General features: G+C 75.6%; 24 protein-coding genes. 14 read left to right on the forward strand and 10 right to left on the reverse strand.

Annotated elements, in window-relative coordinates; all coding sequences use genetic code 11:
- Positions 1-7: 7 nt before the first annotated feature.
- A complete protein-coding gene (locus ACW0Q9_RS11750) occupies positions 8-1,165 on the reverse strand; it encodes an acyl-CoA dehydrogenase family protein (protein WP_456180494.1) in 1,158 nt (385 codons plus the stop codon).
- Between the two features lie 224 nt (positions 1,166-1,389).
- On the opposite strand from ACW0Q9_RS11750, the gene ACW0Q9_RS11755 reads away from it, so the two are divergent.
- From ACW0Q9_RS11755 to ACW0Q9_RS11765, 3 genes are read left to right on the forward strand one after another with little or no spacing between them, the layout of a single operon-like run.
- Entirely contained in the window at positions 1,390-2,073 is a 684-nt protein-coding gene (locus ACW0Q9_RS11755; protein WP_456180496.1) for a hypothetical protein, read from the forward strand.
- A 25-nt stretch (positions 2,074-2,098) separates the two neighbouring features.
- On the forward strand, positions 2,099-4,195 hold the full coding sequence (locus tag ACW0Q9_RS11760; protein WP_456180498.1) for a sensor histidine kinase: 2,097 nt from the start codon (positions 2,099-2,101) through the stop codon (positions 4,193-4,195).
- On the forward strand, positions 4,192-4,845 hold the full coding sequence (locus tag ACW0Q9_RS11765; protein WP_456180500.1) for a response regulator: 654 nt from the start codon (positions 4,192-4,194) through the stop codon (positions 4,843-4,845). The genes ACW0Q9_RS11760 and ACW0Q9_RS11765 overlap by 4 nt, the downstream gene beginning before the upstream one ends.
- On the opposite strand, the gene ACW0Q9_RS11770 is transcribed toward ACW0Q9_RS11765, so the two are convergent.
- Positions 4,836-5,417 carry a TetR/AcrR family transcriptional regulator gene (locus tag ACW0Q9_RS11770; RefSeq protein ID WP_456180502.1) on the reverse strand — a complete coding sequence of 194 codons (582 nt, stop codon included), beginning with the start codon at positions 5,415-5,417 and terminating at the stop codon, positions 4,836-4,838. The two genes, ACW0Q9_RS11765 and ACW0Q9_RS11770, sit on opposite strands and share 10 nt — an antisense overlap.
- 71 nt (positions 5,418-5,488) lie before the next feature.
- On the opposite strand from ACW0Q9_RS11770, the gene ACW0Q9_RS11775 reads away from it, so the two are divergent.
- The gene (locus ACW0Q9_RS11775) at positions 5,489-6,694 is read left to right on the forward strand and encodes an FAD-dependent monooxygenase (RefSeq protein ID WP_456180504.1); all 1,206 of its coding nucleotides are present in this window, start codon (positions 5,489-5,491) and stop codon (positions 6,692-6,694) included.
- Positions 6,695-6,697: 3 nt separating this feature from the next.
- On the opposite strand, the gene ACW0Q9_RS11780 is transcribed toward ACW0Q9_RS11775, so the two are convergent.
- Both ACW0Q9_RS11780 and ACW0Q9_RS11785 read right to left on the reverse strand, forming a co-directional pair.
- Positions 6,698-7,225 (reverse strand): SRPBCC family protein, encoded by a 528-nt coding sequence (locus ACW0Q9_RS11780; RefSeq protein WP_456180506.1) that lies wholly within the window; start codon positions 7,223-7,225, stop codon positions 6,698-6,700.
- A gap of 2 nt (positions 7,226-7,227) precedes the next feature.
- Positions 7,228-7,533 carry an ArsR/SmtB family transcription factor gene (locus ACW0Q9_RS11785; protein WP_456180508.1) on the reverse strand — a complete coding sequence of 102 codons (306 nt, stop codon included), beginning with the start codon at positions 7,531-7,533 and terminating at the stop codon, positions 7,228-7,230.
- Positions 7,534-7,620: 87 nt separating this feature from the next.
- Here ACW0Q9_RS11785 and ACW0Q9_RS11790 point away from each other — a divergent pair, with 87 nt between their 5' ends.
- Entirely contained in the window at positions 7,621-8,550 is a 930-nt protein-coding gene (locus ACW0Q9_RS11790; RefSeq protein ID WP_456180510.1) for an LLM class F420-dependent oxidoreductase, read from the forward strand.
- 10 nt (positions 8,551-8,560) lie between these two features.
- Here ACW0Q9_RS11790 and ACW0Q9_RS11795 read toward each other — a convergent pair whose 3' ends face one another.
- On the reverse strand, positions 8,561-8,755 hold the full coding sequence (locus tag ACW0Q9_RS11795; RefSeq protein WP_456180512.1) for a hypothetical protein: 195 nt from the start codon (positions 8,753-8,755) through the stop codon (positions 8,561-8,563).
- A 97-nt stretch (positions 8,756-8,852) separates the two neighbouring features.
- Between ACW0Q9_RS11795 and ACW0Q9_RS11800 the strand changes: the two genes are divergently transcribed.
- The 4 genes from ACW0Q9_RS11800 (at position 8,853) to ACW0Q9_RS11815 (ending at position 12,862) form a co-directional block, all read left to right on the forward strand.
- The gene (locus ACW0Q9_RS11800) at positions 8,853-9,356 is read left to right on the forward strand and encodes a hypothetical protein (RefSeq protein ID WP_456180514.1); all 504 of its coding nucleotides are present in this window, start codon (positions 8,853-8,855) and stop codon (positions 9,354-9,356) included.
- Positions 9,353-10,582, forward strand: coding sequence for an FAD-binding protein (locus tag ACW0Q9_RS11805; RefSeq protein WP_456180516.1), 1,230 nt, complete (start codon positions 9,353-9,355; stop codon positions 10,580-10,582). The genes ACW0Q9_RS11800 and ACW0Q9_RS11805 overlap by 4 nt, the downstream gene beginning before the upstream one ends.
- Before the next feature lie 64 nt (positions 10,583-10,646).
- Positions 10,647-12,164, forward strand: coding sequence for a hypothetical protein (locus tag ACW0Q9_RS11810; RefSeq protein ID WP_456180518.1), 1,518 nt, complete (start codon positions 10,647-10,649; stop codon positions 12,162-12,164).
- Positions 12,161-12,862, forward strand: a complete 702-nt coding sequence (locus ACW0Q9_RS11815) for an NUDIX hydrolase (RefSeq protein WP_456180520.1) — start codon at positions 12,161-12,163, stop codon at positions 12,860-12,862. Before ACW0Q9_RS11810 ends, ACW0Q9_RS11815 begins: the two co-directional genes overlap by 4 nt.
- Here the strand turns inward: ACW0Q9_RS11815 and ACW0Q9_RS11820 are convergent.
- The 3 genes from ACW0Q9_RS11820 to ACW0Q9_RS11830 form a co-directional block, all read right to left on the reverse strand.
- Positions 12,859-14,001 carry a site-2 protease family protein gene (locus ACW0Q9_RS11820; protein ID WP_456180522.1) on the reverse strand — a complete coding sequence of 381 codons (1,143 nt, stop codon included), beginning with the start codon at positions 13,999-14,001 and terminating at the stop codon, positions 12,859-12,861. The genes ACW0Q9_RS11815 and ACW0Q9_RS11820 overlap by 4 nt on opposite strands.
- Before the next feature lie 61 nt (positions 14,002-14,062).
- A complete protein-coding gene (locus tag ACW0Q9_RS11825) occupies positions 14,063-14,917 on the reverse strand; it encodes an alpha/beta hydrolase (RefSeq protein WP_456180524.1) in 855 nt (284 codons plus the stop codon).
- A 40-nt stretch (positions 14,918-14,957) separates the two neighbouring features.
- Positions 14,958-15,698 carry a TetR/AcrR family transcriptional regulator gene (locus ACW0Q9_RS11830; protein WP_456180526.1) on the reverse strand — a complete coding sequence of 247 codons (741 nt, stop codon included), beginning with the start codon at positions 15,696-15,698 and terminating at the stop codon, positions 14,958-14,960.
- Between the two features lie 86 nt (positions 15,699-15,784).
- Here ACW0Q9_RS11830 and ACW0Q9_RS11835 point away from each other — a divergent pair, with 86 nt between their 5' ends.
- The 5 genes from ACW0Q9_RS11835 (at position 15,785) to ACW0Q9_RS11855 (ending at position 20,846) form a co-directional block, all read left to right on the forward strand.
- Entirely contained in the window at positions 15,785-17,236 is a 1,452-nt protein-coding gene (locus ACW0Q9_RS11835; protein ID WP_456180528.1) for a DHA2 family efflux MFS transporter permease subunit, read from the forward strand.
- A gap of 83 nt (positions 17,237-17,319) precedes the next feature.
- Positions 17,320-18,210 (forward strand): ABC transporter ATP-binding protein, encoded by an 891-nt coding sequence (locus ACW0Q9_RS11840; protein ID WP_456180530.1) that lies wholly within the window; start codon positions 17,320-17,322, stop codon positions 18,208-18,210.
- Positions 18,211-18,241: 31 nt separating this feature from the next.
- Positions 18,242-19,048 (forward strand): ABC transporter permease, encoded by an 807-nt coding sequence (locus ACW0Q9_RS11845; RefSeq protein ID WP_456180532.1) that lies wholly within the window; start codon positions 18,242-18,244, stop codon positions 19,046-19,048.
- Between the two features lie 20 nt (positions 19,049-19,068).
- On the forward strand, positions 19,069-20,226 hold the full coding sequence (locus ACW0Q9_RS11850) for a sensor histidine kinase (protein ID WP_456180534.1): 1,158 nt from the start codon (positions 19,069-19,071) through the stop codon (positions 20,224-20,226).
- Entirely contained in the window at positions 20,223-20,846 is a 624-nt protein-coding gene (locus tag ACW0Q9_RS11855) for a response regulator transcription factor (protein ID WP_456180536.1), read from the forward strand. Before ACW0Q9_RS11850 ends, ACW0Q9_RS11855 begins: the two co-directional genes overlap by 4 nt.
- A gap of 6 nt (positions 20,847-20,852) precedes the next feature.
- Here the strand turns inward: ACW0Q9_RS11855 and ACW0Q9_RS11860 are convergent, their stop codons facing one another.
- Together ACW0Q9_RS11860 and ACW0Q9_RS11865 are read right to left on the reverse strand one after the other, a co-directional pair.
- Positions 20,853-21,302 (reverse strand): DUF4362 domain-containing protein, encoded by a 450-nt coding sequence (locus ACW0Q9_RS11860; protein WP_456180538.1) that lies wholly within the window; start codon positions 21,300-21,302, stop codon positions 20,853-20,855.
- A 39-nt stretch (positions 21,303-21,341) separates the two neighbouring features.
- Positions 21,342-22,259, reverse strand: a complete 918-nt coding sequence (locus ACW0Q9_RS11865) for a L,D-transpeptidase family protein (protein ID WP_456180540.1) — start codon at positions 22,257-22,259, stop codon at positions 21,342-21,344.
- Positions 22,260-22,355: the final 96 nt, after the last annotated feature.

The raw sequence follows: 22,355 nt of genomic DNA on the forward strand, positions 1-22,355 counted from the left end.
GACCGGCTCAGTACGCCAGGGCCACCGGCCGGCCCAGCAGCCGTGCGCCGTTGTTGCCCAGCCAGCCCTCCGCGGCCGCCGCATGCTGGGCGAAGGTGTGGATGTCCCGGAACCGGCGCTGCAACGGGGAGGAGTCGCGGGCCGCGCCGCCGCCGGCCGCCCGGTAGCAGGTGGCCACCGCGGCTATCGCCTGCTCGGTCACCCAGGGCAGCGCCGCGGAGATGGTCGGTTGCAGCGCCGGGATCCGCTCCGGGTCCCGCGTGCAGGCCGCCCAGAGGTCGTCGGCGAGATCGGCGAGGAGCGTCCGGGCGGCGCGCACGTTCAGGTCGGCCCGGCCCAGGTGGATCCGGAAGGCGGGGGAGTCGGCGAGCGGCTGCCGGGCGTAGAGCCGCTGCCGGTCGCCGCCGAGCAGCGCGGCCATGTCGTCCAGCGCGCCCTGCGCGATGCCGACCGCCACGGCGCCCAGGTGCAGCACGAACTGCGCCAGCGGCGCCACGAACCCCGGCCCGGGCACGCACGGCGTGCCGGTAAAGAGGTCGAAGCTCGCCTCCGCCGGGCAGAAGGCCGAGTCGACCACCACGTCGTGGCTGCCGGTGCCGCGCAGGCCCAGCACGTGCCAGGTGTCCACCACGGTCACCCGGTCGGCCGGGAAGAGCATCGAGCGGGTCTCCGGCGGCGCGCCGTCCGCGCCCGGCAGTGGCTGGCCGTCGGCGGTGACCAGGCAGTTGCCGAAGATCCAGTCGGCGTGCCGGCAGCCGCTGGCGAACGCCCAGCGCCCGCTGACCTGGAAGCCGCCGTCGGCCAGCTCGGCCCGGCCCTGCGGAGCGAAGGCGCCGGCCACCACCACGTCCGGGCCGGCGGCGTAGATCTTGTCGAACCGCTCGCGGGACAGCAGGGCCAGCAGGTGCGGGGTCTCCGCGCCGATCATCACGGTCCAGCCGGTCGAGCCGTCCGCCCGGGCCAGGGTCTCCAGCACCGCCATGCCGGTGCGCAGGTCCAGCTCGTACCCGCCGTGGCTGCGTGGCACGAACAACCGGAAGCAGCCGGCGGCGCGGAGCCGGTCCAGCAGGTCGGCGGGCAGCTCCCGGGCCCGCTCGATCTCCGCGGCCCGGGCGGTCAGCTCGGGTGCGAGCTCGCGTACGGCGGTCAGCAGGTCGTCCGTCATCGGGGCCTCCCTCGGCGTCGGTGTGGCCGCTCCACCGTGGGTGGCCCGTCGTCCCGACCGCCAGGGACACCGGCACCGGCCGGTCGGGACACGGCGAGGGCCCGGGTACGCCGCCGGATCCGCCCGGGCGGTCGGGACGCCCCGCCCCATGCGCCCGGGACGCCGGGACGGCGACGCTTCGCCTCGCGGTGGTTCGACCGCGCCCGTGACCCGAGGAGGAACCCATGACCAGTGCCACGCTCGACACCACGGCCGTGCCGGCCACCGACCGCCGCCGCCGGGGCTGGGCGGTCGCCGGGGCCGTCGCCGGACTCGCCGGCATCGCGCTCTTCCAGTTCAGCCCGGCGTTGACCGATGTCGACCGGTCGCTCTTCGCCGACAACGAGCGTTTCGTGGCGGCCATGGCGGGCCGGGAGGCGTACGTGTGGGTATTCCAGCTCCTGGCCGTGCTGGCAGCCGGCTGCCTCGCGGTCTTCGCGGCCGGACTGCGGCGGCGGCTGGCCGCCCGCGAGCCGGCCGGGGGCCTGCTGCCCGACGTGGCCGCGGCCGGCCTGCTGCTCACCGCGGCGCTGCTGCTCGTCGGCGGCGGGGTCTCCACCGAGCTGTACTGGGACCTGCTGCACCTGGCCGAGACCGACGCCGACACCGTTGCCGCGCTCGCCGCTCTCTACAGCACCTTCCCGTGGGTGTGGGCCGGGGCCGGGCTGAGCGCGGGCGCGGTGGCGGTGGCCGGCCTGCGCCGCCGGTCGGTGAGCCGCTGGCTGGCGGTGTTCAGCCTGGTGATGACGCTGCTGGTGGTGGTCACCCAGGCGGTGCCGCTGCAGTACCTTGCGCTGGCGCCGGCGGCGCTCTGGGCCACTGTCGCCGGCCTGACATTCGCCCTGGAGCGGCGGGGTCTCGGCAACTGACCCGGTGACTGCCAGGATCAGGGCCATGCCCGCCGACCCGACGCCCGTGCCGTCCCGCGCCGGCGGCGACCGCCGCCGCCCGGTCGCCGCGCGGCTGGTCGCCGCCGGCTGCGCGCTCCTGCTCGTGGGTACGGCGGTCTGCTGGGTGGCGGCCCGCCGCCCGTGGGGCCTGTCGCAGCTCTACTTCCTGGTCGACTTCACCGACTGCGCGGTCTACGGCACGGTCGCCTGGCTGGTCCTGCTGCGCCGCGGTCATCCGGTCGCCTGGCTGCTGGCCGCGACCGGGCTGGGCGGCGGGCTCTCCGCGTTGAGCGCGCAGTACGTGGACCTGCTCGCGGTCCGACCCGACCTGCCCGCGCCGGTGCTGCTCACCTCGGCCCGGGACTGGGCCTGGGTGCCCGGGATGCTCTCGCTCATCACGGTGGTGCCCTGGCTGGTCCGGGAGGGGCGGCCGCCCGTGTCGGCCCGGGTCGCCGTGGCGGCCGGCACCCTGGTCACCGCCGCCATCGCGGTGTTCCACCTGACCTGGCCGGGGCGGCCCGGGCAACCGTCGGGCGCGCCGTTCCCGGTCACCGAGCCGGACTGGGCGGAGTTCGTGGTCGCCGGGGAGCCGTGGCTCTTCCGGGTGGTGCCGTTGCTCGGGCTGGTGGCCGCCGCGGGGGTGCTGCGGCGGTGGCGTACCGGGCCGCCGGCCGAGCGGATCGGACTGGGCTGGCTCTCCGTCGGCACGCTGCTGCTCGCGGTGAGCTTCGCTCCGCTCGGCTTCCCCGCCGGCTGGGCCCGCCAGGTCCCGGACTGGCTGGCCCCGACCGCGATGCTCGCCTCGCAGGCGTTCTTCCCGGCCGCGGTGCTGGCCGTGGTGCTCCGGCAGCGGCTGTGGGGGATCGAGATCGCCGTCCGCCGCACCCTGGTGTGGTTCCTGCTCACCTTCCTGCTGGTCGCCGCGTACGTGATCGGGGTGAGCCTGCTCGACGGGCTGCTGCCGTCGTCACCGGCCGTGCCGGGGGTGCTGGTCACGGCGCTGGTGGCGGCCGGCACCCAACCGGCCCGGTCCCGGGTGCAGCGCGGCGTGGACCGGCTGATCCATGGCGAGGCGGTGGAGCCCCTCGGCGTCGTCCGCGGCGTCGGGCACCGGATCAGTGCCTCGGCGGACCCGGCGGACGTGCTGGACGGGGTGGCGCGGAGCGTGACGGACCTGCTCCGGCTGGGCGCCTGCGCCATCGAGGTGGACGGGCCCGAGCCGTACGCCGCGCACAGCTCCTCGGACGGCCCGGTCGGCGCGCCGCTCGTGCTGCCGCTGCGCCGGGGCGGCACTGAGATCGGCCGGCTGGTCGCCTGGGCCCGGGCGGGGGAGCGGCTGGACGGGCGGACCCGGGCGGCGCTGCTCGACCTCGTGCCGCTGGTGGCCTCGACCGCCAGCCTGGCCGCCACCGGCCGGGCGCTGGCCGCCTCCCGGGCCCGGCTGGCCGAGGCGCGCGAGGAGGAGCGGCGGAAGCTGCGCCGGGACCTGCACGACGGGCTCGGCCCGGCGCTGGCCGGGGTGGCGCTGGGCCTCCAGGCGGCCCGTAACCTGCTCACCGTGGATCCCGAGGCGGCCGGCCGGTTGCTGGACCGGTTGCGCGACGAGACCGACCAGCGGGTGGAGCACGTCCGGGACCTGGCCCGCGGGCTGCTGCCGCCGGTGCTGGGCGAGCGCGGCCTCGCCCCGGCGCTGCACGAGCTGGCCCAGCGGTACGCGGGCTCCGGGCTGGCCGTGCGGGTGGCGGCCGAGCCGCTGCCGCTGCCGGAGCCGGTGGCCACCGCGATCTACGGGATCGTGTCGGAGGCGGTCCGCAACGCGCACCGGCACGCGGGCGCGACGGACTGCCGGGTGAGCGTGCACCGGGACGGCGAGGGGCTCACCCTCCGGGTCGAGGACGGCGGCAGCGGCATCGTGCCGGGCACGCCGGCCGGGATCGGGATGCGCTCGATGCGGGAGCGGGCCGAGGGGATCGGCGGGGTGTGCGTGGTCGCGCCGGGGCCGGACGGCGGCACCACGGTCACCGTCCGGGTGCCGGCCGGGCGGCTGGCCGGGGACGCCGCGGCGGACGACGCCGGGCAGCCGTTCGCGGTGGTCCCGTGACCGGGGAGACCATCCGGGTGGCGGTGGTCGACGACCATCCGGTGTTCCGGCTGGGCATGAGCGCGCTGCTGGCCTCGACCGCCGGGCTGGAGGTGGTCGGCGAGGCCGCCGACGCGGACGCCGCGCTGCGGGTCGCCGACCAGCACCGGCCCGACGTGATCATCATGGACCTGCACCTGGGCGGTCGCTCCGGGGTCGCGGCAACCCGGGAGATCGTGGTCCGGCACCCGGGGATCGGGGTGCTGGTGGTGACCATGCTGGACGACGACGACTGGGTCTTCGCGGCGCTGCGCGCCGGGGCCCGGGGCTACCTGCTCAAGGGGGCCGCCCCGGCCGAGGTGGAGCGGGCGGTCCGGGCGGTGGCCAACGGCGAGGTGCTGCTCGGCCCGGTCATCGCCAGCCGGGCGGTGAGCTACTTGTCCGGGGCGCGCGGCGGCGGGGCCGCCCCCTTCCCCGAGCTGACCGACCGGGAGCGGGAGGTGCTCGACCTGGTTGCCCAGGGGCTGAGCAACGTGGTCATCGCCCGGCGGCTGACGCTGAGCCCGAAGACCGTCCGCAACCACCTGTCGAACGTGCTGGCCAAGCTCCAGGTGGCCGACCGCGCCCAGGCCATCGTGCGGGCTCGGGAGGCGGGGCTCGGTCAGCCCTGACGGAACTCGGCGCTGAGGACCCGCATCGCCCGGGTCAGCTCGTGCGCCGATGGCGCCGCGGCCGGGTCGACCAGCCACTGGGCCGCGACGCCGCCGATCAGCGCCTGGTGGAACGCGCCCAGGGCGAGCGCGGTCGACTCGTCGAGCGCCGGGTCGAGCCGGTGGAACACCTCGGCCAGCCCGAGCCGGGCCTGGCGGGTCACCCCGGCGAACGCCTCCCGCACCTCGGGCGCGCGGTCGAGCTGCGCGATCAGCTCGAACTGGACCGCCCAGAGCGGCCGGAGCCGGGTGAACGACTCGATGATCCGCTCCCACGCCGCCTCGAAGCGCCGCTCGGGCGTGGCGTCCGGCCCGGCGTCCTCGGCGAGGGCGCGGGCCAGCTCGTCGCCCCACTCGGCCAGGGCCTCCACGAGCGCCTCGTTGAGCAGCGCCTTCGTGGTGCGGAAGTGGTAGCCGATGGCGGCCAGGCTGGTGCCGGCGGCGCCGGCCACGTCCCGGGCCGTGGTGGCCGCGTAGCCCTTCTCCATCAGGCAGCGCTTGGCCCCGGCGAGCAGGGCCTCTCGGTTTCCCATGCCGGCAGCCTAGCGGATTCCTTGAACAAGTGTCTTGCACAAGTGTGCAAGACACTTGTACTGTCGGTGGCATGACTGATGTGCTGATCTCCGGCGCCGGTGTCGCCGGCCCCGCGCTCGCCTGGTGGCTGCGCCGCCACGGCTTCCGGCCCACCGTCGTCGAGCGCGCCCCGGCGCTGCGGGACGGGGGCTACAAGGTGGACGTCCGGGGGGCGGCGTTGACCGTGCTGGACCGGATGGGCCTGGCCGAGCAGGTGCGCCGGCGCGACACCGGGATGCGGCTGGCCCGCTTCGTGGACGCGTCCGGGGCGCAGCTGGCCACCATGGACGCCGCGCTCTTCGGCGGGCGGGAGGGGGACGACGTCGAGGTGATGCGGGGTGACCTGGCCCGGCTGCTCGTCGCGGCCACCGGCGACGTGGAATATCTCTTCGGCGACTCGATCGCCGCGCTGGACCCGGCCGCCGACGGGGTGCACGTGACCTTCGCCGGGGGCTTGCGCCGCCGCTTCGACCTGGTGGTCGGCGCCGACGGGCTGCACTCGACCGTACGCCGGCTGGCGTTCGGCCCCGCCGCCGCGCACCTGCGCCCGCTCGGCCACCACATCGCGATCTGCACCGTCCCGGCCGGGTTCGGCGAGGAGCGGGTCGAGCTGATGCACCCGGCGCCGGGCCGTACCGTCGGGGTCTACCGCACCGCCGGCGCGCCGGACGCCCGGGCGCTGTTCCTCTTCCCCTCGCCCGCCGAGGAGCCCGACCACCGGGACCTGCCCGCCCAGCGGGCGGCGCTGGCCCGGGCGTTCGGCGGCGCCGGCTGGCGGGTGCCCGAGCTGCTCGCCGCCACCGCCGACGCGCCGGACTTCTACTTCGCGCCGATCAGTCAGGTGCGGATGGACCGCTGGTCCACCGGCCGGATCGGGCTCGTCGGCGACGCGGCCTACGGCCCCTCGCCGGCCTCCGGGCAGGGCACCAGCCTCGGGTTGGTCGGTGCGTACGTGCTGGCCGCCTCGCTGGCCGAGGCCGGTGGGGACCCGGTGGCCGGGTTCGCCGGGTACGAGCGGCGGATGCGCCCGTTCGTCACGGCGAACCAGCGGCTGGCCGAGCGCAACCTCAAGGGGATGGTGCTCTCCTCGGCCGCGCAGATCCGGTTCCAGACGCTGATGCTGCGGCTCATGCCGCGCCTGCCCGGCCGGGACCGGATGATCCGCCGGGTCACCGAGCCGATCCACCGGGCGGCCACCGCGATCACCCTGCCGGACGCCGAGGCGGCCGCGCGCTGACCGTCAGTCGTCGAGGCGTTCGGCGTACCGGGCGCGCAGCTCGTCCCAGCCGAACTCCTTCGCCTCGGCGCCGCGGATCGGGCCGACCGGGTCGCCGTCGAGCAGGTGGCCGGCGACGTCGAGGCAGAGGTGCCAGCCGGCGGCCATGCTCGCGCCCAGCGCGCGGTCGTCGAAGCGGTGCCGCAGGGTCAGCCGCGTGCCGGTCTCCGTGCCGGCCAGCTCCCAGCGCAGCAGCCCGTCGCCCCAGGTGTATTCGAGCAGGGTGGGCGGCTCGGCGCGCCGTACGGTGGCGGGGGCCGGCCAGCGCCGGTCGCCGTCGACCGTGCTGAGCGTGACCGCGCCGGGCGTGCCCAGGTCGCGGTCGGTCAGGAAGGGGGCCCACTCGGCGAGCCGGTCCGGCTCGGTGAGCGCGGCCCACACCTTCTCCGGCGGGTGCGCCAGGTCGCGCACGAGGACAAGGTCCCACCGGTCGCCGGCCGGTGCCCAGCCGACGTCGGCGAGCGGGCCGGGCCGGAAGCTGTCGCGGTCCATGGTCACTCCTTGTCGAGATGGCGTTCCAGGGCGTCGAGGTGGTCGGTCCACATCCGCCGGTACGGCCCGAGCCAGTCGTCCACGGCGCGCAGCGGGCCCGGATCGATCCGGTAGATCCGCTGCTGGGCGGCGGTGCGGCAGCTGACCAGGCCGGCCTCCCGCAGCACCTTGAGGTGCTTGGAGACGGCAGGTTGGCTCATGCCGAGCTCCTCCACGAGGTCGCCGACGCTGCTCTCCGACCGGCGCAGCCGGTCGAGGATGCGGCGCCGGGTGGGCTCGGCCAGCACGGCGAAGGCATCCCCGGACACACCTCGAATATGCCCCGTCGGTCATATGCCTGTCAAGGAATACGAGGCACGGGAGCGGCGGGCCGGCTCGCTTCCTATGCTCGGGGCATGGAACTGCGGATCTTCACCGAACCCCAGCAGGGCGCCGGCTACGACCAGCTGCTCGCCGTGGCGCGCCGCGCGGAGGAGACGGGCTTCGGCGCCTTCTTCCGCTCCGACCACTACCTGAAGATGGGCTCGGTGAGCGGCGACCCCGGACCGACCGACGCCTGGACCACCCTGGCCGGCCTGGCGCGGGACACCAGGACGATCCGCCTCGGCACCCTGATGACCGCGGCCACCTTCCGGCTCCCCGGCCCGCTCGCCATCACCGTCGCCCAGGTCGACCAGATGAGCGGCGGCCGGGTCGAGCTGGGCATCGGCACCGGCTGGTACGCCGAGGAGCACACCGCCTACGGCATCCCGTTCCCGCCGCTGGGGGAGCGGTTCGACCGGCTGGAGGAGCAGCTCGCGGTCATCACCGGCCTCTGGGAGACGCCGGCCGGATCGACCTTCGACTTCCCCGGCAAGTACTACCCGGTCAGCGACTCCCCGGCGCTGCCCAAGCCGGTCCAGCAGCCGCGCCCGCCGATCCTGCTCGGCGGCATGGGCCCGAAGCGGACGCCCCGCCTCGCGGCCCGCTACGCCGACGAGTTCAACCTGCCGTTCGCCTCGGTCGAGGACTCGGCGGCGCAGTTCCAGCGGGTGAAGGACGCCTGCGCCGAGATCGACCGGGACGCGTCCACCATGACCTGGTCCAACGCGCTGGTGCTGTGCTGCGGCCGGGATGAGGCCGAGGTGGCCCGGCGCGCCGCGGCGATCGGCCGGGAGCCCGCGGAGCTGCGCGCGAACGGCGCCGCCGGCACCCCCGCCGAGGTCGTCGACAAGCTCGGCCGGTACGCGGAGATCGGCAGCGAGCGGGTCTACCTCCAGGTGCTCGACCTGGCCGACCTGGACCACCTGGAGCTGGTCGCCGCCGAGGTGCTGCGGCAGCTCTGAGCGCGAGGGCTCAGCGGGCCGGCCCGGCGGTCCGGGGCGGCGGCCCCGGATGGGGGATCGGGTCGGGCTCGGGCTCCGGGGTCGGCGGCGGCGCCGGGGCCGTGGCGTAGGCCGCGGTCGGCTCGGGACCCACGCCGGTCGGGTCGATCTCCTCCTCCGACGGATGCACGTCGCCCCGGAGGGTCGGGTCGCGGTAGCTGCTCATGTCCACAGGGTGCCCTACCCGGTGGCGGGGCAACCACGACTTGCGCGATTGGCGGATGATGCACCCGGACACCGGCGACGGGAACGGGGGGAACGACATGGAGCTGCACCGTAACCGGGGGGTCCTGCCGCTGGCCCTCGTCTGCGTGGCCGGCGGGGTGATGGTGCTCGCCGTGGCCGGTGACGGGCCGGTGCTCCGGATGCTGGTCGCCCTGGGGATCGTGGCGATCGGCGTCAAGGTGCTGGTCGGCGCGCTGCGGCCCTTCCGCTGCGTCCTCGGCCCCGAAGGGCTCGAGGTGCGCCGGCCGGGCCTGCGCGGGGCGTACCGCTGGGAGCAGTTCGCGGCGCTCGCCCTGGACGACGCGGGCCGGCTGGTCGGCGTGCCGGGGGCCGGGCTGCCGCCGGGCCTGCCGGTCACCGCGCGGCATCCGCGCGACGGCCGTCCCGCCGTGGAACTGCTCGACCTCACCCAGGTGCGGGAGAGCCCCGACGAGGTGACGGCGGCACTGACCCGCTACGCGGGCGACCGGTTCACCGACGCGCGCACCCCACCGGCCGGGGCGGACGAGGACGCCAGCACCGATCGGGAGGCCACCGCGTGACGACCGGCACCAACTGGGCGGGCAACGTCCGCTACTCCGCCCGGGCCCGGCACGAGCCGACGACGCTGGACGAGCTGCGCCGGCTGGTCGCCGGCGCGGACCGGGTCCGGGCGGTGGGCACCGGACACTCGTTCAACCGGCTCGGCGACACCAGCGGCGTGCAGGTGTCGGTGGCCGGGCTGCCGCCGACCATCGCGCTGGACCGCGACCGCGGCACCGTCACGGTCGCCGCCGGGCTGCGCTACGGCGACCTCGCCACCGCCCTGCACGCCGAGGGGTACGCGCTGGCGAACCTCGCCTCGCTGCCGCACATCTCGGTGGCCGGCGCGGTCGCCACCGCCACCCACGGCTCCGGCCCGGCCCGCGGCAACCTGGCCACCGCCGTGGCCGCCCTGGAGCTGGTCACCGCCGACGGCGACCTGCTCACCGTCGACCGGGCCGACCCCCGGTTCGCGGGGCTGGTGGTCCACCTCGGCGCGCTGGGCGTGGTCACCCGGCTCACCCTCGACGTGGTGCCCACCTTCGAGGTGCGGCAGTACGTCCGGCTCGGCCTGCCCCGCGCGGCGCTGGACACCGCACTCGACGCGGCCTACAGCGTGAGCGTCTTCACCGGCTGGCGGTCGCCCCGCTTCGACCAGGTGTGGCTCAAGCAGCGGGCCGACCAGCCGCCGCCTGCGGCGGACTGGCTGGACACCCGGGCCGCCGACACGCCCCACCACCCGGTGCCCGGGATGCCGGCGCAGAACTGCACGGCCCAGCTCGGCGCGCCCGGGCCGTGGCACGAGCGGCTGCCGCACTTCCGGCTCGGCTTCACCCCGAGCAGCGGCGACGAGCTCCAGTCCGAGTGGCACCTGGCCCGGTCCGACGCCGCCGCGGCGCTGGCGGCGCTCGACCCGGCGGCCGAGCGGATCGCCGCCGTGCTGCAGGTCTGCGAGCTGCGTACGGTGGCCGCCGACGGGCTGTGGCTGAGCCCGAACTACGAGCGCGACACCCTGGCCGTCCACTTCACCTGGGTCGGCGACCCGGTGGCGGTGGCGCCGGTGCTGGCCGAGGTGGAGGAGCGGCTCGCCCCCTTCGCCCCGCGCCCGCACTGGGGCAAGCTCTTCGCCCGCGACCCGGCCGCCGGCTACCCCCGGTACGACGACTTCCGTGCCCTGCTGCGCGAGCTCGACCCGACGGGCAAGTTCCGCACCGCGTTGCTGGACCGTTACTTCCCGCGATACTGATCTACCGGCCGGTCGCCCGTAGCCTATGGGCCGACCATCCATGGTGGACGTCCTGGGGAGAGCGATGGTGCAGGAAACTACCGGCCCGGGCGGGCTGATCCGCGTCGACAACCGGGCCCTGTCCCGGATCAGCGTGGTCGCCCAGTGCCTGGACAATCAGTGGGTCACCCAGGACCTGCTGGACCACATGCTGAGCCGCCGGCTCTCGTACGCCGAGGTGGAGCGCCGACGCCGGCAGGACGCCCGGGCCGAGTACCTCCGGTCGATCCTCAACGCGGAGCAGGTCGTCGTCAACCGGGCGTACTTCTTCAACAACCCGGTCGTCTACCAGGACTTCGCGGCGCGCGGCCCGCAGCGCGACGCCGTCCGGGCGCTGCTGGACGAGAGCGTGCTGGTGCCCTTCCTGCTCCGCGAGAGCTCGCCCGCGGACGAGCCGCGGTTCACCGTCGACCGGGTCGGCTGGGACGCCTGGCGGAGCCTGCTGGGCGACCTCGACACCATCCGGTGCCTCCGGCTCAGCTGGGACGACGCCGAGAACGAGGAGTGCACCCAGCGGCTGATGTTCGAGGAGTTCCACCGCTTCCTGCTGCAGGTGCGCGGCTTCAACCTCGACGCACTGCGCCGCGACCTCGGCCTCGACGAGGAGAGCATCCCGGCGCTGCGGGAGCGGCTGCGGGAGGTGACCCTGTGGGCCGCCGACACCGACCGGGCCGACCGGGAGGGCTTCTACCGGCAGTTCCTCGTCGAGCCGGGCAGCGACCCGGCGCAGGGCCGGTTCCGGTCGGCGCCGCTGGTGGCGGAGCTCAAGCAGCTCGTCGACCTCCGGTACAACACCACCGTGCCGGACGCGGTGGAGCGCTTCGCGCTCATCCCCACCGACTCGCTGCGGCGCACCGCACTGCAGGAACGGCCACCGGCGCGGGCCGCCCGCGCCACCGAGGAGGGTGGCCCGCGGGCCGACCTGAAGCAGCTGGTCGAGCTGCTCCGGACGCTGCGACCGCAGGCGTTCGACCTGGCCCTGTCGCCGCTGCGGATCGACCTGACCGGGCTGGAGTTGGCGCACGTGCGGCAGGCGCGGGACACCGACGAGTGGCGGGGCTACCTGACCGCGCTGGAGTCGCTGCTCGACGACCCGACCGACTTCGTGGCCCGCGGCCAGGTGGTGTACGACCGCTACCTCGGCCTCGCCGCCCGGCTCGCCGAGATCGTCGGTGAGCGGCGGCGCAGCCGGATGCGGGTCTGGCAGCCGGTCGTCCGGGTCACCGTCGAGGTCCTCGGCGCCTCCGCCTCGCTCATTTACGACGGCGATCCCCGGCTGGAGGTGATCGGTGACGTGGCCACCGAGGTCGCCTCCCGGGGCACCGACGCGGTGCTCCGCTTCGCCGTCGTCGGGCGCGACCAGCGCCGGGCCGAGAACGAGCTGGCCACCGGCATCGACGTGATGCGGGTCCGGCTGGAGCGGGCCCGGGAGGACTGGCGGGAACTCGTCGCCCGGCTGCGGGAGGGCGGCTTCCCGATGGTCGACGGTGACGTCGAGCGGGACTCCGAGCCGAACATCGACCGACCCCGGGAGGGCGCATGAGTGAGGCTCCCGACGACCCGCGCTACCGGGAGCTGCGCGAGCGGTTGCCGGAGCTGTTCGTGAATCCGCCGGGCGCCGCCGTGGAGATCCTCGTCGACCCCGCCGAGGTGGCCGCCGCGGAACGGGCCAGGGCCGCCGCGCTGCGCGCTCGCGGGCTGCCGGAGGAGTGGGGCCGGACCGGCGTGGCGTACCAGGACGAGTGGCTCACCCTGCTTCGGGACCCGGTCCGCTTTCCCGGCGGCGAGCTCGGCACGTACATCCGCTCGGTCTCGGTGGGCGGCGCGTACGGGGTGGTGCTCCTGCCGGTGCTCGACGGCGCGGTGGTGCTGATCGAGCACTTCCGGCACGCCACCCGGCGCTGGCACCTGGAGGCGCCGCGCGGGTTCGGCGAGCCGGGGGTCCCGGCCGAGGAGCAGGCGGCCCGGGAGCTGCGCGAGGAGATCGGCGCGGAGGTCGTTCGCCTGGTCGACCTGGGCGTGCTGCACCCGGACACCGGCACCTCCACCGACGAGGTCCGGCTCTTCCTGGCGGAGGTGGCGGCGGTCGGTGAGCCCGACGCGCGGGAGGGCATCCGGGCCGTGCGGCGCTGCCCGCCGGCCGAGGTCGGCCGGCTCATCCGGGACGGGGTGGTGAACGACTCGTTCACCATCGCGGCGTGGACCCGGGCGCACCTGCGCGGGCTGCTGGGCGAGGGCTAGGACCGTCCGGCGGCCATCTGCTCGCGCATGCTGCCGCGTTGCACGGCGCGGCTGATGTCGCTCGGCGAGACGATCCCGACCAGGCGCTGGTCGGTCACCACGAGGGCCCGGCCGTCGGCGCACTGGCTGAGCCGGGGGAGCAGGTCGGTGAGCTGCTCGTCCGGGTTGGCGAGCACCAGTTCGTTCTCCCGGCAGGAGACCTCGGCCAGGGTGGTCGAGGCCCGCCGGTCGGCCGGGATGCCGCGCACCCGGTCGAGGGTGACCAGCCCGACCGGCCGCCCCTGGTCGGTCAGCGGCAGCGCCGAGTGCCGGTACGCGAAGAGGTAGTGGTCGACGAAGTCGGCCACGGTCATCTCCCCGGAGGCGGTCTGCGGCTGCGGGGTCATCACGTCGGCGACCCGGATGCCGCGCAGCGCGCTGCCCATCCGGGCCTGGCGCTCCTCCATGCCGGCGGCGCCGATCAGGAACCAGCCGATCAGTGCCAGCCAGAGCCCGCCCACGCCGCTGCCGACCAGGAACTGCCAGAGCCCCAGCCCGATCAGCAGCGCGCCGAGGACCCAGCCGGCGCGGGCCGCCACCACGGACGCCTTCGTCCGGTCTCCGGTGGCCTTCCACACCGCCGCCCGCAGCAGCCGGCCGCCGTCCAGCGGGGCGGCCGGCAGGACGTTGAAGATGGCCAGCAGCACGTTGATGCCGGCCAGCCAGGACAGCGAGCCGAGCAGCAGGCCGTGCGCGCCGGTCAGGGCCAGCAGCACCGCGATCGCGCCGAAGAAGAGCCCGATGATCAGGCTGACCAGCGGCCCCACCCCGGCGATGCGCAGCTCGGCGCCCGGGTCGCGGGCCTCGCCCTTCAGCTCGGAGACGCCGCCGAAGAGCCAGAGGGTGATCCCCTCGACCTCGATGCCGTTGCGCTTGGCGACCACCGCGTGGGCCACCTCGTGGGCGAGCAGGCCGAGGAAGAAGACCACGGCGGCGGCCAGCCCGGCGGCCACGTACGCCACGGCCGAGTGGCCCGGGTACGCGCGGGGGAACTGGCTGGCGGACAGCGCCCACGCGATCAGCACGAAGATGACCAGGACGCTCCAGTTGACCCCGACGGGTACCCCCGCGATCCGGCCAAGCCGGAAGCTCGCCCTCATGGCCCCGTCATACCCCGCACAGCCGAAGCCACACCAGGGCGGCCGGCGCCGGCGTCACCGGTTACGAAGCGCGGCGGGGGGCCGTGCTGACCACGGTCGGCGAGTACTCGTTGGCCGCCTCCACGGCCCACTCCAGCGCGAAGTCCGCCTCCTCCTCCCAGCCCGGCTCGCCGCCGACGAAGTGGGACCGGCCGGGGAACTCCCGGTAGCTGGTGACCGCCGTCGAGCCCCGGTAGAGGTTGGCCCCTGAGGACGCCAGCGAGGGCGGCACCACGTGGTCCTCGCCGCCGGCCGTCACCAGCAACGGCGCCCGGTCGGAGCGCTTGGTGTCCGTCGCGAGCGCGGAGGTGGGATCCAGGTTGGCGAACGCCCCCTCGAAGAAGACGTGGCCGGCGGCGGGCACCGCGTACCGCTCCCAGGCGGCGTCCGACTCCTCGCGGCTGATCGTGTTGCCGAAGGTGTACCGGAAGTCCTCGCGGGTGAACGGCACCGCGCGGTGCCGGTTCGCCGGGTTCCGCAGGATGGGAAATCCGGAGCGCAGGGTGGTGAGCGGCAACTTCAGCACGCCCTTCACGGGCGCGGGGTGCAGGCCGACGACGGCGGCGCCGAAGCCCCGGTCCATGAGCAGTTGGGCGATGAGGCCGCCGAACGAGTGCCCCATGATGATCGGCGGCCGGGGCAGGCCGCGGATGAGGGTCGCGTAGTGGTCGACGATGCCGGCGATCCGCAGCGCGGCGATCGGCGTCGGGTCCTCGCGTAGCCGCTCGACGTCGGCCTCCATGCCGGGCCAGGCCGGGGTGAGCACCCGGAAGCCGCGCGCGGCGTACCGGTCGACCCAGCGCTCCCAGCTGCGTGAGGTCATCCAGAGGCCGTGGATCAGCACGATCGTGTCGACCCGTCCCGTCGGTGCGCTCATGCCGTGACCTCCCCGTGCCGCTACGTGTGAACGCGGCTGGTTACCCGGCCCGGCCGCCCTCACTCCCGGGCGGGACGTAGGTGGCGACGCCCCGGATCAGCAGGTCGACGCCGAACAGGAAGCGCTCGTCGCCGCCGCCCTCCATGAGGTCGTCCAGGTGCCCCGTGACGTTCGGGTACGTCCGGGCCGGCAGGTTCCCGTAGTACGTGCGCAACTGCTGGTCCAACCCGGCCCACCAGGTCTCCCGGTCCTGCCCCGAGGCGCGCACCTTCTCCGCGTACAGGGCGCCCTCGTAGGCGTCGCCGGCGATGTAGAGGAAGAGCCGGTCGAGGAACCAGGCCGCCGGCCGGGGCGGCACCCCGCCGGCGAGCAGGATGGCGAGCATGCCCTCGGTGACCCGCAGCGCGTTCGGGCCGGTCGGGATGGTGGCGAGCGAGGCGAGCGCCAGGTTGGTGTGGGTGGCGTAGACCCGGTACGCCTGGAGGGCCACCTCCCGGATCTGCTCGGTCCACCGCGCCGGCTCCGGGTCCGGCACGACGATCTCGGCGCTGGCGCGGTCGACCAGCAGTTCGAGCAGTTCCTCCTTGCCCGAGACGTGGGCGTAGAGGGAGGCCGGGCCGGTGCCCAGCTCCTGGGCCACCCGCCGCATGCTCAACGCGCCGAGCCCTTCGCGGTTGATCAGGGCGAGGGCGGCGTCGACCACGGCCTCCTGGCTCAGCGGTCTGCGGGCCGCCCGGCTGCGCGGCCGGGTGCGCCACGGGGGCGCCGGGATGTCGCTCACCCGAACATCGTACTTGCCGCGAACCGCGTTCGACGGGTAGAACGGTGTTCGTCAACGAACAGTGTTCGATCCCGATCGGGGGACCCATGACCACCGCACTCACCGCGTCGCACCCCGCGGCGCCACCCGCCGCGGGTCACCGCTGGCGCTGGATCGCCCTCGCGGTGATCCTCGCCGCCGAGGTGATGGACCTGCTCGACGTGCTCGTCACCAACCTCGCCGGCCCGGCGATCCGGGCCGACCTGGGCGGCTCACCCGCCGTCATCCAGTGGCTCGGCGCCGGCTACACCCTCGCCATGGCCGTCGGCCTGGTCACCGGCGGCCGCCTCGGCGATCTGTACGGCCGGCGCCGGATGTTCCTGGTCGGGGTGCTCGGCTTCACCGCCGCCTCGGCGGCGTGCGCCCTCGCCGGCAGCCCCGGCACGCTGATCGCCGCCCGGGTGGCGCAGGGCCTGCTCGGCGCGCTGCTCCTCCCGCAGGGGCTCGGCCTGATCAAGGAGATGTTCCCGCCGGAGCAGCTCGCCGCCGCCTTCGGCGCGTTCGGCCCGGTGATGGGGATCTCCGCGGTCGGCGGGCCGATCCTGGCGGGCTGGCTGGTCGACGCGGACCTCGCCGGCACCGGCTGGCGCGCCATCTTCCTGATCAACGTCCCGCTCGGCCTGCTCGCCGCCCTCGGCGCGGCCCGCTTCCTGCCCGCGTCCCGCCCCGGCCATGCCACCCGGCTCGACCTGCCCGGCGTCGCGCTCCTCTCGGTGGCGGTGTTCCTGCTGGTCCACCCGCTGGTGCAGGGTCGCGAGCTGGGCTGGCCGGCGTGGAGCTTCGCGATGCTCGCCGGCGCGGTCGGCGTGTTCGCGGTCTTCGCCCGTTACGAGCAGCGCCGGCAGCGGGCCGGCCGGGACCCGCTGGTGGTGCCCGCCCTGTTCCGCCGCCGCGCCTTCACCGGCGGGCTGGTCGCGGGGCTTGCCTTCTTCACCGCGCTGGCCGGCTTCTCGCTGGTCTTCAGCCTCTACCTCCAGCTCGGGCTCGGCTGGTCGCCGCTGCGCGCCGGGCTGGCCGCGGTGCCCCAGGCGCTCGGCATGGTGGTCGCCTTCGTGCTCGCCGGGGCCGGCCTGGCCCAGCGGCTCGGCCGGCGGCTCATCCACCTCGGGCTCGGGGTGGTGCTGGCCGGCGTCGCCGGGATGCTGCTCACCCTCGACCTGGCCGGCGCCGAAATCACCCCGTGGCGGATGGCGCCCGCGCTGCTGGCGGTCGGCTTCGGCATGGGCCTCGTGATGGCGCCGTTCTTCGACATCGTGCTCTCCGGGGTCGAGGAGGCGGAGACCGGCTCCGCCTCCGGCACGCTGACCGCCGTGCAGCAGCTCGGCGGCGCGCTCGGTGTGGCGCTGCTCGGCACGGTCTTCTTCGACGGGCTGACCGAGTCGGTGTCGCACGCCGTGCGGGTCACCCTCCTCGCCGAGCTGGGGCTGCTGCTGGTCACCGTGGCCGGCGCCTTCCTGCTGCCCCGCCGGGCCCGGGAGGGGGCCGGCGGCGGGCACTGAGCGCCGGCCCCTGACAAATGTCACGGTCGGAAGATGACGCCCGCTCCGGGGACCGGACCACCGGTCCCCGGAGCATCGTTGTCATGACCGACACCCCACCGGCCGTCGAGCTGGCCGGACTCACCAAGACCTTCGGCGCGGTGACCGCCGTCGACGGACTCGACCTGCGGATCGCCCCGGGCGAGGTGGTGGCCTTCCTCGGCCCAAACGGCGCCGGCAAGACCACCACGGTGGACATGCTGCTCGGGCTGGCCCGCCCGGACGCCGGGACCGTCCGGCTCTTCGGCGGCACGCCCGCCGACGCCGTCCGGCTCGGCCGGGTCGCCGCCGTGATGCAGACCGGCGGCCTGCTCAAGGACCTCACCGTCGCCGAGACGGTACGGATGACCGCGCACTTCTACGGCCACACCCGGTCGGTGACCGAGGTGCTGGAGCGGGCCGGCATCGCCGACATCGCCGACCGCCCGGTGGGCAGGTGCTCCGGCGGCCAGCAGCAGCGGCTGCGCTTCGCCCTGGCGCTGCTGCCCGATCCCGACCTGATGGTGCTCGACGAGCCGACCACGGGGATGGACGTCGAGGGGCGGCGGGACTTCTGGCAGGCCATCCGGGCCGACGCCCGCTCCGGCCGGACCGTCCTGTTCGCCACCCACTACCTGGACGAGGCCGACGCGTACGCGGACCGGATCGTGCTGGTCCGCCAGGGCCGGGTGGTCGCCGACGGCACCACCGGCGAGATCAAGAACCTGGCCGCCGGCCGGGTGGTCCGGGCCACCCTGCCCGGCGCCGACCAGGCCGCGCTGGCGGCGCTGCCCGGCGTGCAGTCGGTCGAGGTGCGCGGCGACGCCGTGCTGGTCCACACCGATGACTCCGACGTTGTCGCCCGCCACCTGCTGACCCGGACCCCTGCCCGGGACCTGGAGATCACCTCGCGCAACCTCGAGGACGCCTTCCTCGCCCTGACCACCGCCGCCTGACCGCCGACCGCGCCGAAACCCGGAGCCTGCGATGACCGTCACCGCCTCACCCGCCACCACCCCGTCCGACCGGGCCGCGAACCGCCGGCCCCCCGCCCTGGGCGGTTTCTCGGCCGCCGTGCTCGGCATCGAGATCCGCCGGGTGCTGCGCAACCGCCGCACGCTGATCTTCATCCTGGTCATGCCGGCGGTGTTCTTCCTGCTGTTCGGCCTGCCGCAGCGCGGGCAGAACCTGGACAACGGCCTGCCGGTCACCGGCTGGATCATGATCAGCCTGGCCGTCTACGCGGCCATGGTCGCCACCACCAGCGCCGGCGCGGCGGTCGCCACCGAGCGGGCGCTGGGCTGGAGCCGGCAGCTGCGGCTCACCCCGCTGCGCCCGGCCGCGTACGTGGCCACCAAGGTCGCCACCGCGATGGTGCTCGGCCTGCTCGGCGTGCTGGTCGAGTTCGCCGTCGGCGCCGCCTCCGGGGTCCGGATTCCGGCGCACGTCTGGGTGGAGTCCGGCCTGACCGCCTGGATCGGTTCGCTGGTCTTCGCCGCACTCGGCCTCTTCGTCGGCTACCTCGCGCCGGCCGAGAACGTCATGCAGTTCATGGGCCCGGTGCTGGCCGTCCTGGCCATGCTCGGCGGCCTGTTCGTGCCGCTCGACGTGCTGCCCCACGCGATGCAGCAGATCGCCACGTTCACCCCGGTGTACGGCGTCGGCCAGCTCGCCCGGGCGCCGCTGACCGGAGCCGGGCTGGACTGGGTGGCGGTCGGCAACGTGGCCGCCTGGACCGCCTTCTTCGGCCTGGGCGCGGCCCGGCTGTTCCGCCGCGACACCACCCGCGTCTGACCCCGGGCGGCAGGGCTAGCGTGAGCACCGTGGACCTGCCGGCCGACCCGACCCGGCCGGTGAACCGTCGCCACTGGCGGTTCACCGGCTGGTTGCTGGCGGCGGTCTGGCTCTTCTTCCTCAACGTTCCCTTCGCGACCGCGCTGCGGCAGCCGGAGCTGTGGCGGCGGGTGCTAGGGATCGTCGCCGTGGTCGCCTTCGGCGTGGCGTACGTGCTGGTGTTCGAATGGGCCCGGCACCGCCGGCAGCGGCACCTGCCGGTCCCGCGGGCGCGGGCCCGGATCCTGGTGGGGCTGCTGGTGGTGCTCGGCCTGGCCGGCATCCCGGGAACCGAGGGCGACTGGATGACCACCCTCGTCTTCGTCGCCGCCGCGGCGGTCTTCCTGCTGCCCGGGATCGAGTCGCTGGCGGTGGTGGCGCTGGCCGCGGCCACCCCGCCGGTGGCGTCGCACCTGGTGCCCGGCTGGGAGTCGGAGAGCACTGTCGTCTTCGCGGTGCTGCTCGCCTCGTTCGCCCTGTTCGGGGTGACCCGGCTGGCCCAGCGCAACGCCGAACTCCAGGCCGCCCAGCAGGAGATCGGCCGGCTCGCAGTGGCCGAGGAGCGGGCCCGGACCGCGCGGGACCTGCACGACATCCTCGGGCACTCGCTGACCGTGGTGGCGGTCAAGGCGGAGCTGGCCGGGCGGCTGCTGGAACTGGATCCCGCCCGGGCGGCGACCGAGGTCGCCGACATCGAGCGCCTCGCCCGGCAGGCGCTCGCCGATGTGCGGGGCACCGTCGGGGCGTACCGCGGGGTGAACCTGGCGACGGAGCTGGCCGGCGCCCGCTCGGCGTTGGCCGCCGCGGGCATCGCCGCCGACCTGCCGGAGACGGCTCCGTCGCTGCCGGCGGAGCGGGACGAGCTGTTCGGCTGGACGGTCCGCGAGGGGGTGACCAACGTGGTCCGGCACAGCGGCGCGCGGCGGTGCGAGATCCGGGTCGAGCCCGCGGCCGTGGAGATCCGCGACGACGGCCGGGGGCCGGCCGGCGGGCCGGAGGCGGCCGGTCACGGCCTGGTCGGGCTCCGTGAGCGGGCCCGGCGGCTGGACGCCACGCTCACGGTCGGCCGGCCAGGCGGCGGGCGCGGCTTCCTGCTGCGGGTGAGCCTGCCCGACGCCGAACGGGGGACCACCGGATGACCGCGCCGATCAGGCTGCTGCTCGCCGACGACCAGGCGCTGGTCCGCGGCGCGCTCGCCGCGCTGCTGTCGCTGGAACCCGACCTGACCGTGGTGGCCGAGGTGGGGCGGGGCGACGAGGTGGTGCCGGCGGCGCTGCGCGCCCGGCCCGACGTGGCCCTGCTCGACGTGGAGATGCCCGGCCTGGACGGGGTCGCGGCGGCCGCGGCGCTGCGGGCCGCGGTGCCCGGCTGCCGGGTGCTCGTGGTGACCACCTTCGGCCGGCCCGGCTACCTCCGCCGGGCCATGGAGGCGGGAGCGAACGGCTTCGTGGTCAAGGACACCCCGGCCCGGCAGCTCGCCGACGCGGTCCGCCGGGTGCACGCCGGGCTGCGGGTGGTCGACCCGACGCTCGCCGCGGAGACCCTGGCCACCGGGCCGAGCCCGCTCACCGAACGGGAGACCGAGGTGCTGCGCACCGCCCGTGGCGGCGGCACGGTGGCCGAGCTGGCGGCGACGCTGCACCTGTCCGAGGGGACGGTGCGCAACCACCTGTCCGCGGCGATCGGCAAGACCGGCGCCCGGAACCGGGCCGACGCGGTCCGGGTGGCCGAGGAGAACGGCTGGCTGCTCGGCGACTGAGGCCGGTCAGACCGGTGCCGGAGTGGAGCAGGTCGCGAACGCGGGCAGCGGCCTGAACGTCACCGGGCCGGCGCAGACCAGGCGCTCGATCCGGCCGGAGCCGAACCGGTCCCGACGGGCGTCCACCGTGACCTCGACCCGCCCGTCCGCCCGAACCAGATGATCGGTGGTGATGGGGTCGCCCTCGACCGACGGCGCGGTCACCCGCAGCCGGGCGGCCCGCCGCTCCCGCACGGCGTCGCCGAAGCAGCCGGTGGCCGCGGCCGGCAGCTCGCCGCCCTGAGGCAGGGTCCAGGATCCGCATTCGGTCGGCCCCGCGGTGCGGAGGACCAGCGGCGTCGGCGATGCGGCGGGTGGCGCGGCCGGCGCCGGCGCGTCGCGGGTGGCCGGCTCCCGGGTGGCGCAGCCGGCGAGGGCCAGGAACAGGGCGAGCACGGCCGCCGGTCGTCTCCACATGCCGGATGCGACGCGTCCGGCCGACGGTTGGTTCCCGGCTCAGGCGGTAGCCGGTGGGGTGGGAAGCTGGTCCACCACGACGACCGCGCTGCCCGGACGCAGCTCGGCGAGGAGCTGCCGCTGGCCGCTGCGGGTGAGCCGGATGCAGCCGTTGGTGACGTTCCTGCCGAGCGTGGCGTCGGTGTACCAGCTGTGCAGTCCGATGTGGGCGCCGCGCAGCCCGGTCGGCACCGCGTCCGGGTCGTCGGGGATCGCGCCGAGGGCGAAGATGTCCACCCCGCCGTAGACGTCCTGCGGGGGCGGGGTGCGGCCCAGGATGAAGGTGCGCCCGAGCGGGGTCGACTGGCCGGGCATGCCGAGGCTGACCTCCCAGGAGCGCATGGCCCGGCCGTCCCGGTACCAGGTGAGCCGGTGCGGGCGGCGTTCCACCACGATCTGGTCGGGCAACGCGACCGTGCGCCAGCCGCCGGCCGGCAGCCAGGCGATCCGGCGGTTCGCCGAGGGCAGCAGGACCGCCGTCCAGCCGACCCGCCGCTCGACGATCGGCACGGTCAGCTCGACGCCGCTGACGGTGGGCGCCAGGAAGGCCAGCGGCCGGCCGCCCGGGGCGTCGTAGGCGGCCACGTTCCGGGTCGGCGTGATGCCCTCGGCCAGCGGCCGGGTGTCGGCCGGGCCGGGGTCGGCGGGGAACCCGCCCGGCGCCGGGTCGTAGGTGACCACCGGCAGGTCGTCCGGGGCGGGCGCGGCGGCCGGCACCGACTCCGCGGGGGACGGCGACGGATCCGGCTCCTCCGGGGCGGGCGGCAGTGCCGCCGTGGGCGCCGCGACCACCGGCGTGGGGGCCGACCCGCCGGTCAGAGTCCGCCCGACCAGCGCGGCCCCCAGCAGCACCGGTACGCCGAACGCGGCGAGCAGCCACCCCAGGGTCCACCGCGAGAACAATCGGTCAAACAGCACGAACAAGACTGTAACCGGACAGGAGGTCCCCCGCGCGCGAACCGCGGTGCGGGGGACCACCGGTGCGGCGGGACCGGGCGGATCGGGCCGGCCCCG

This window comes from Micromonospora sp. I033 (genome assembly GCF_053890995.1).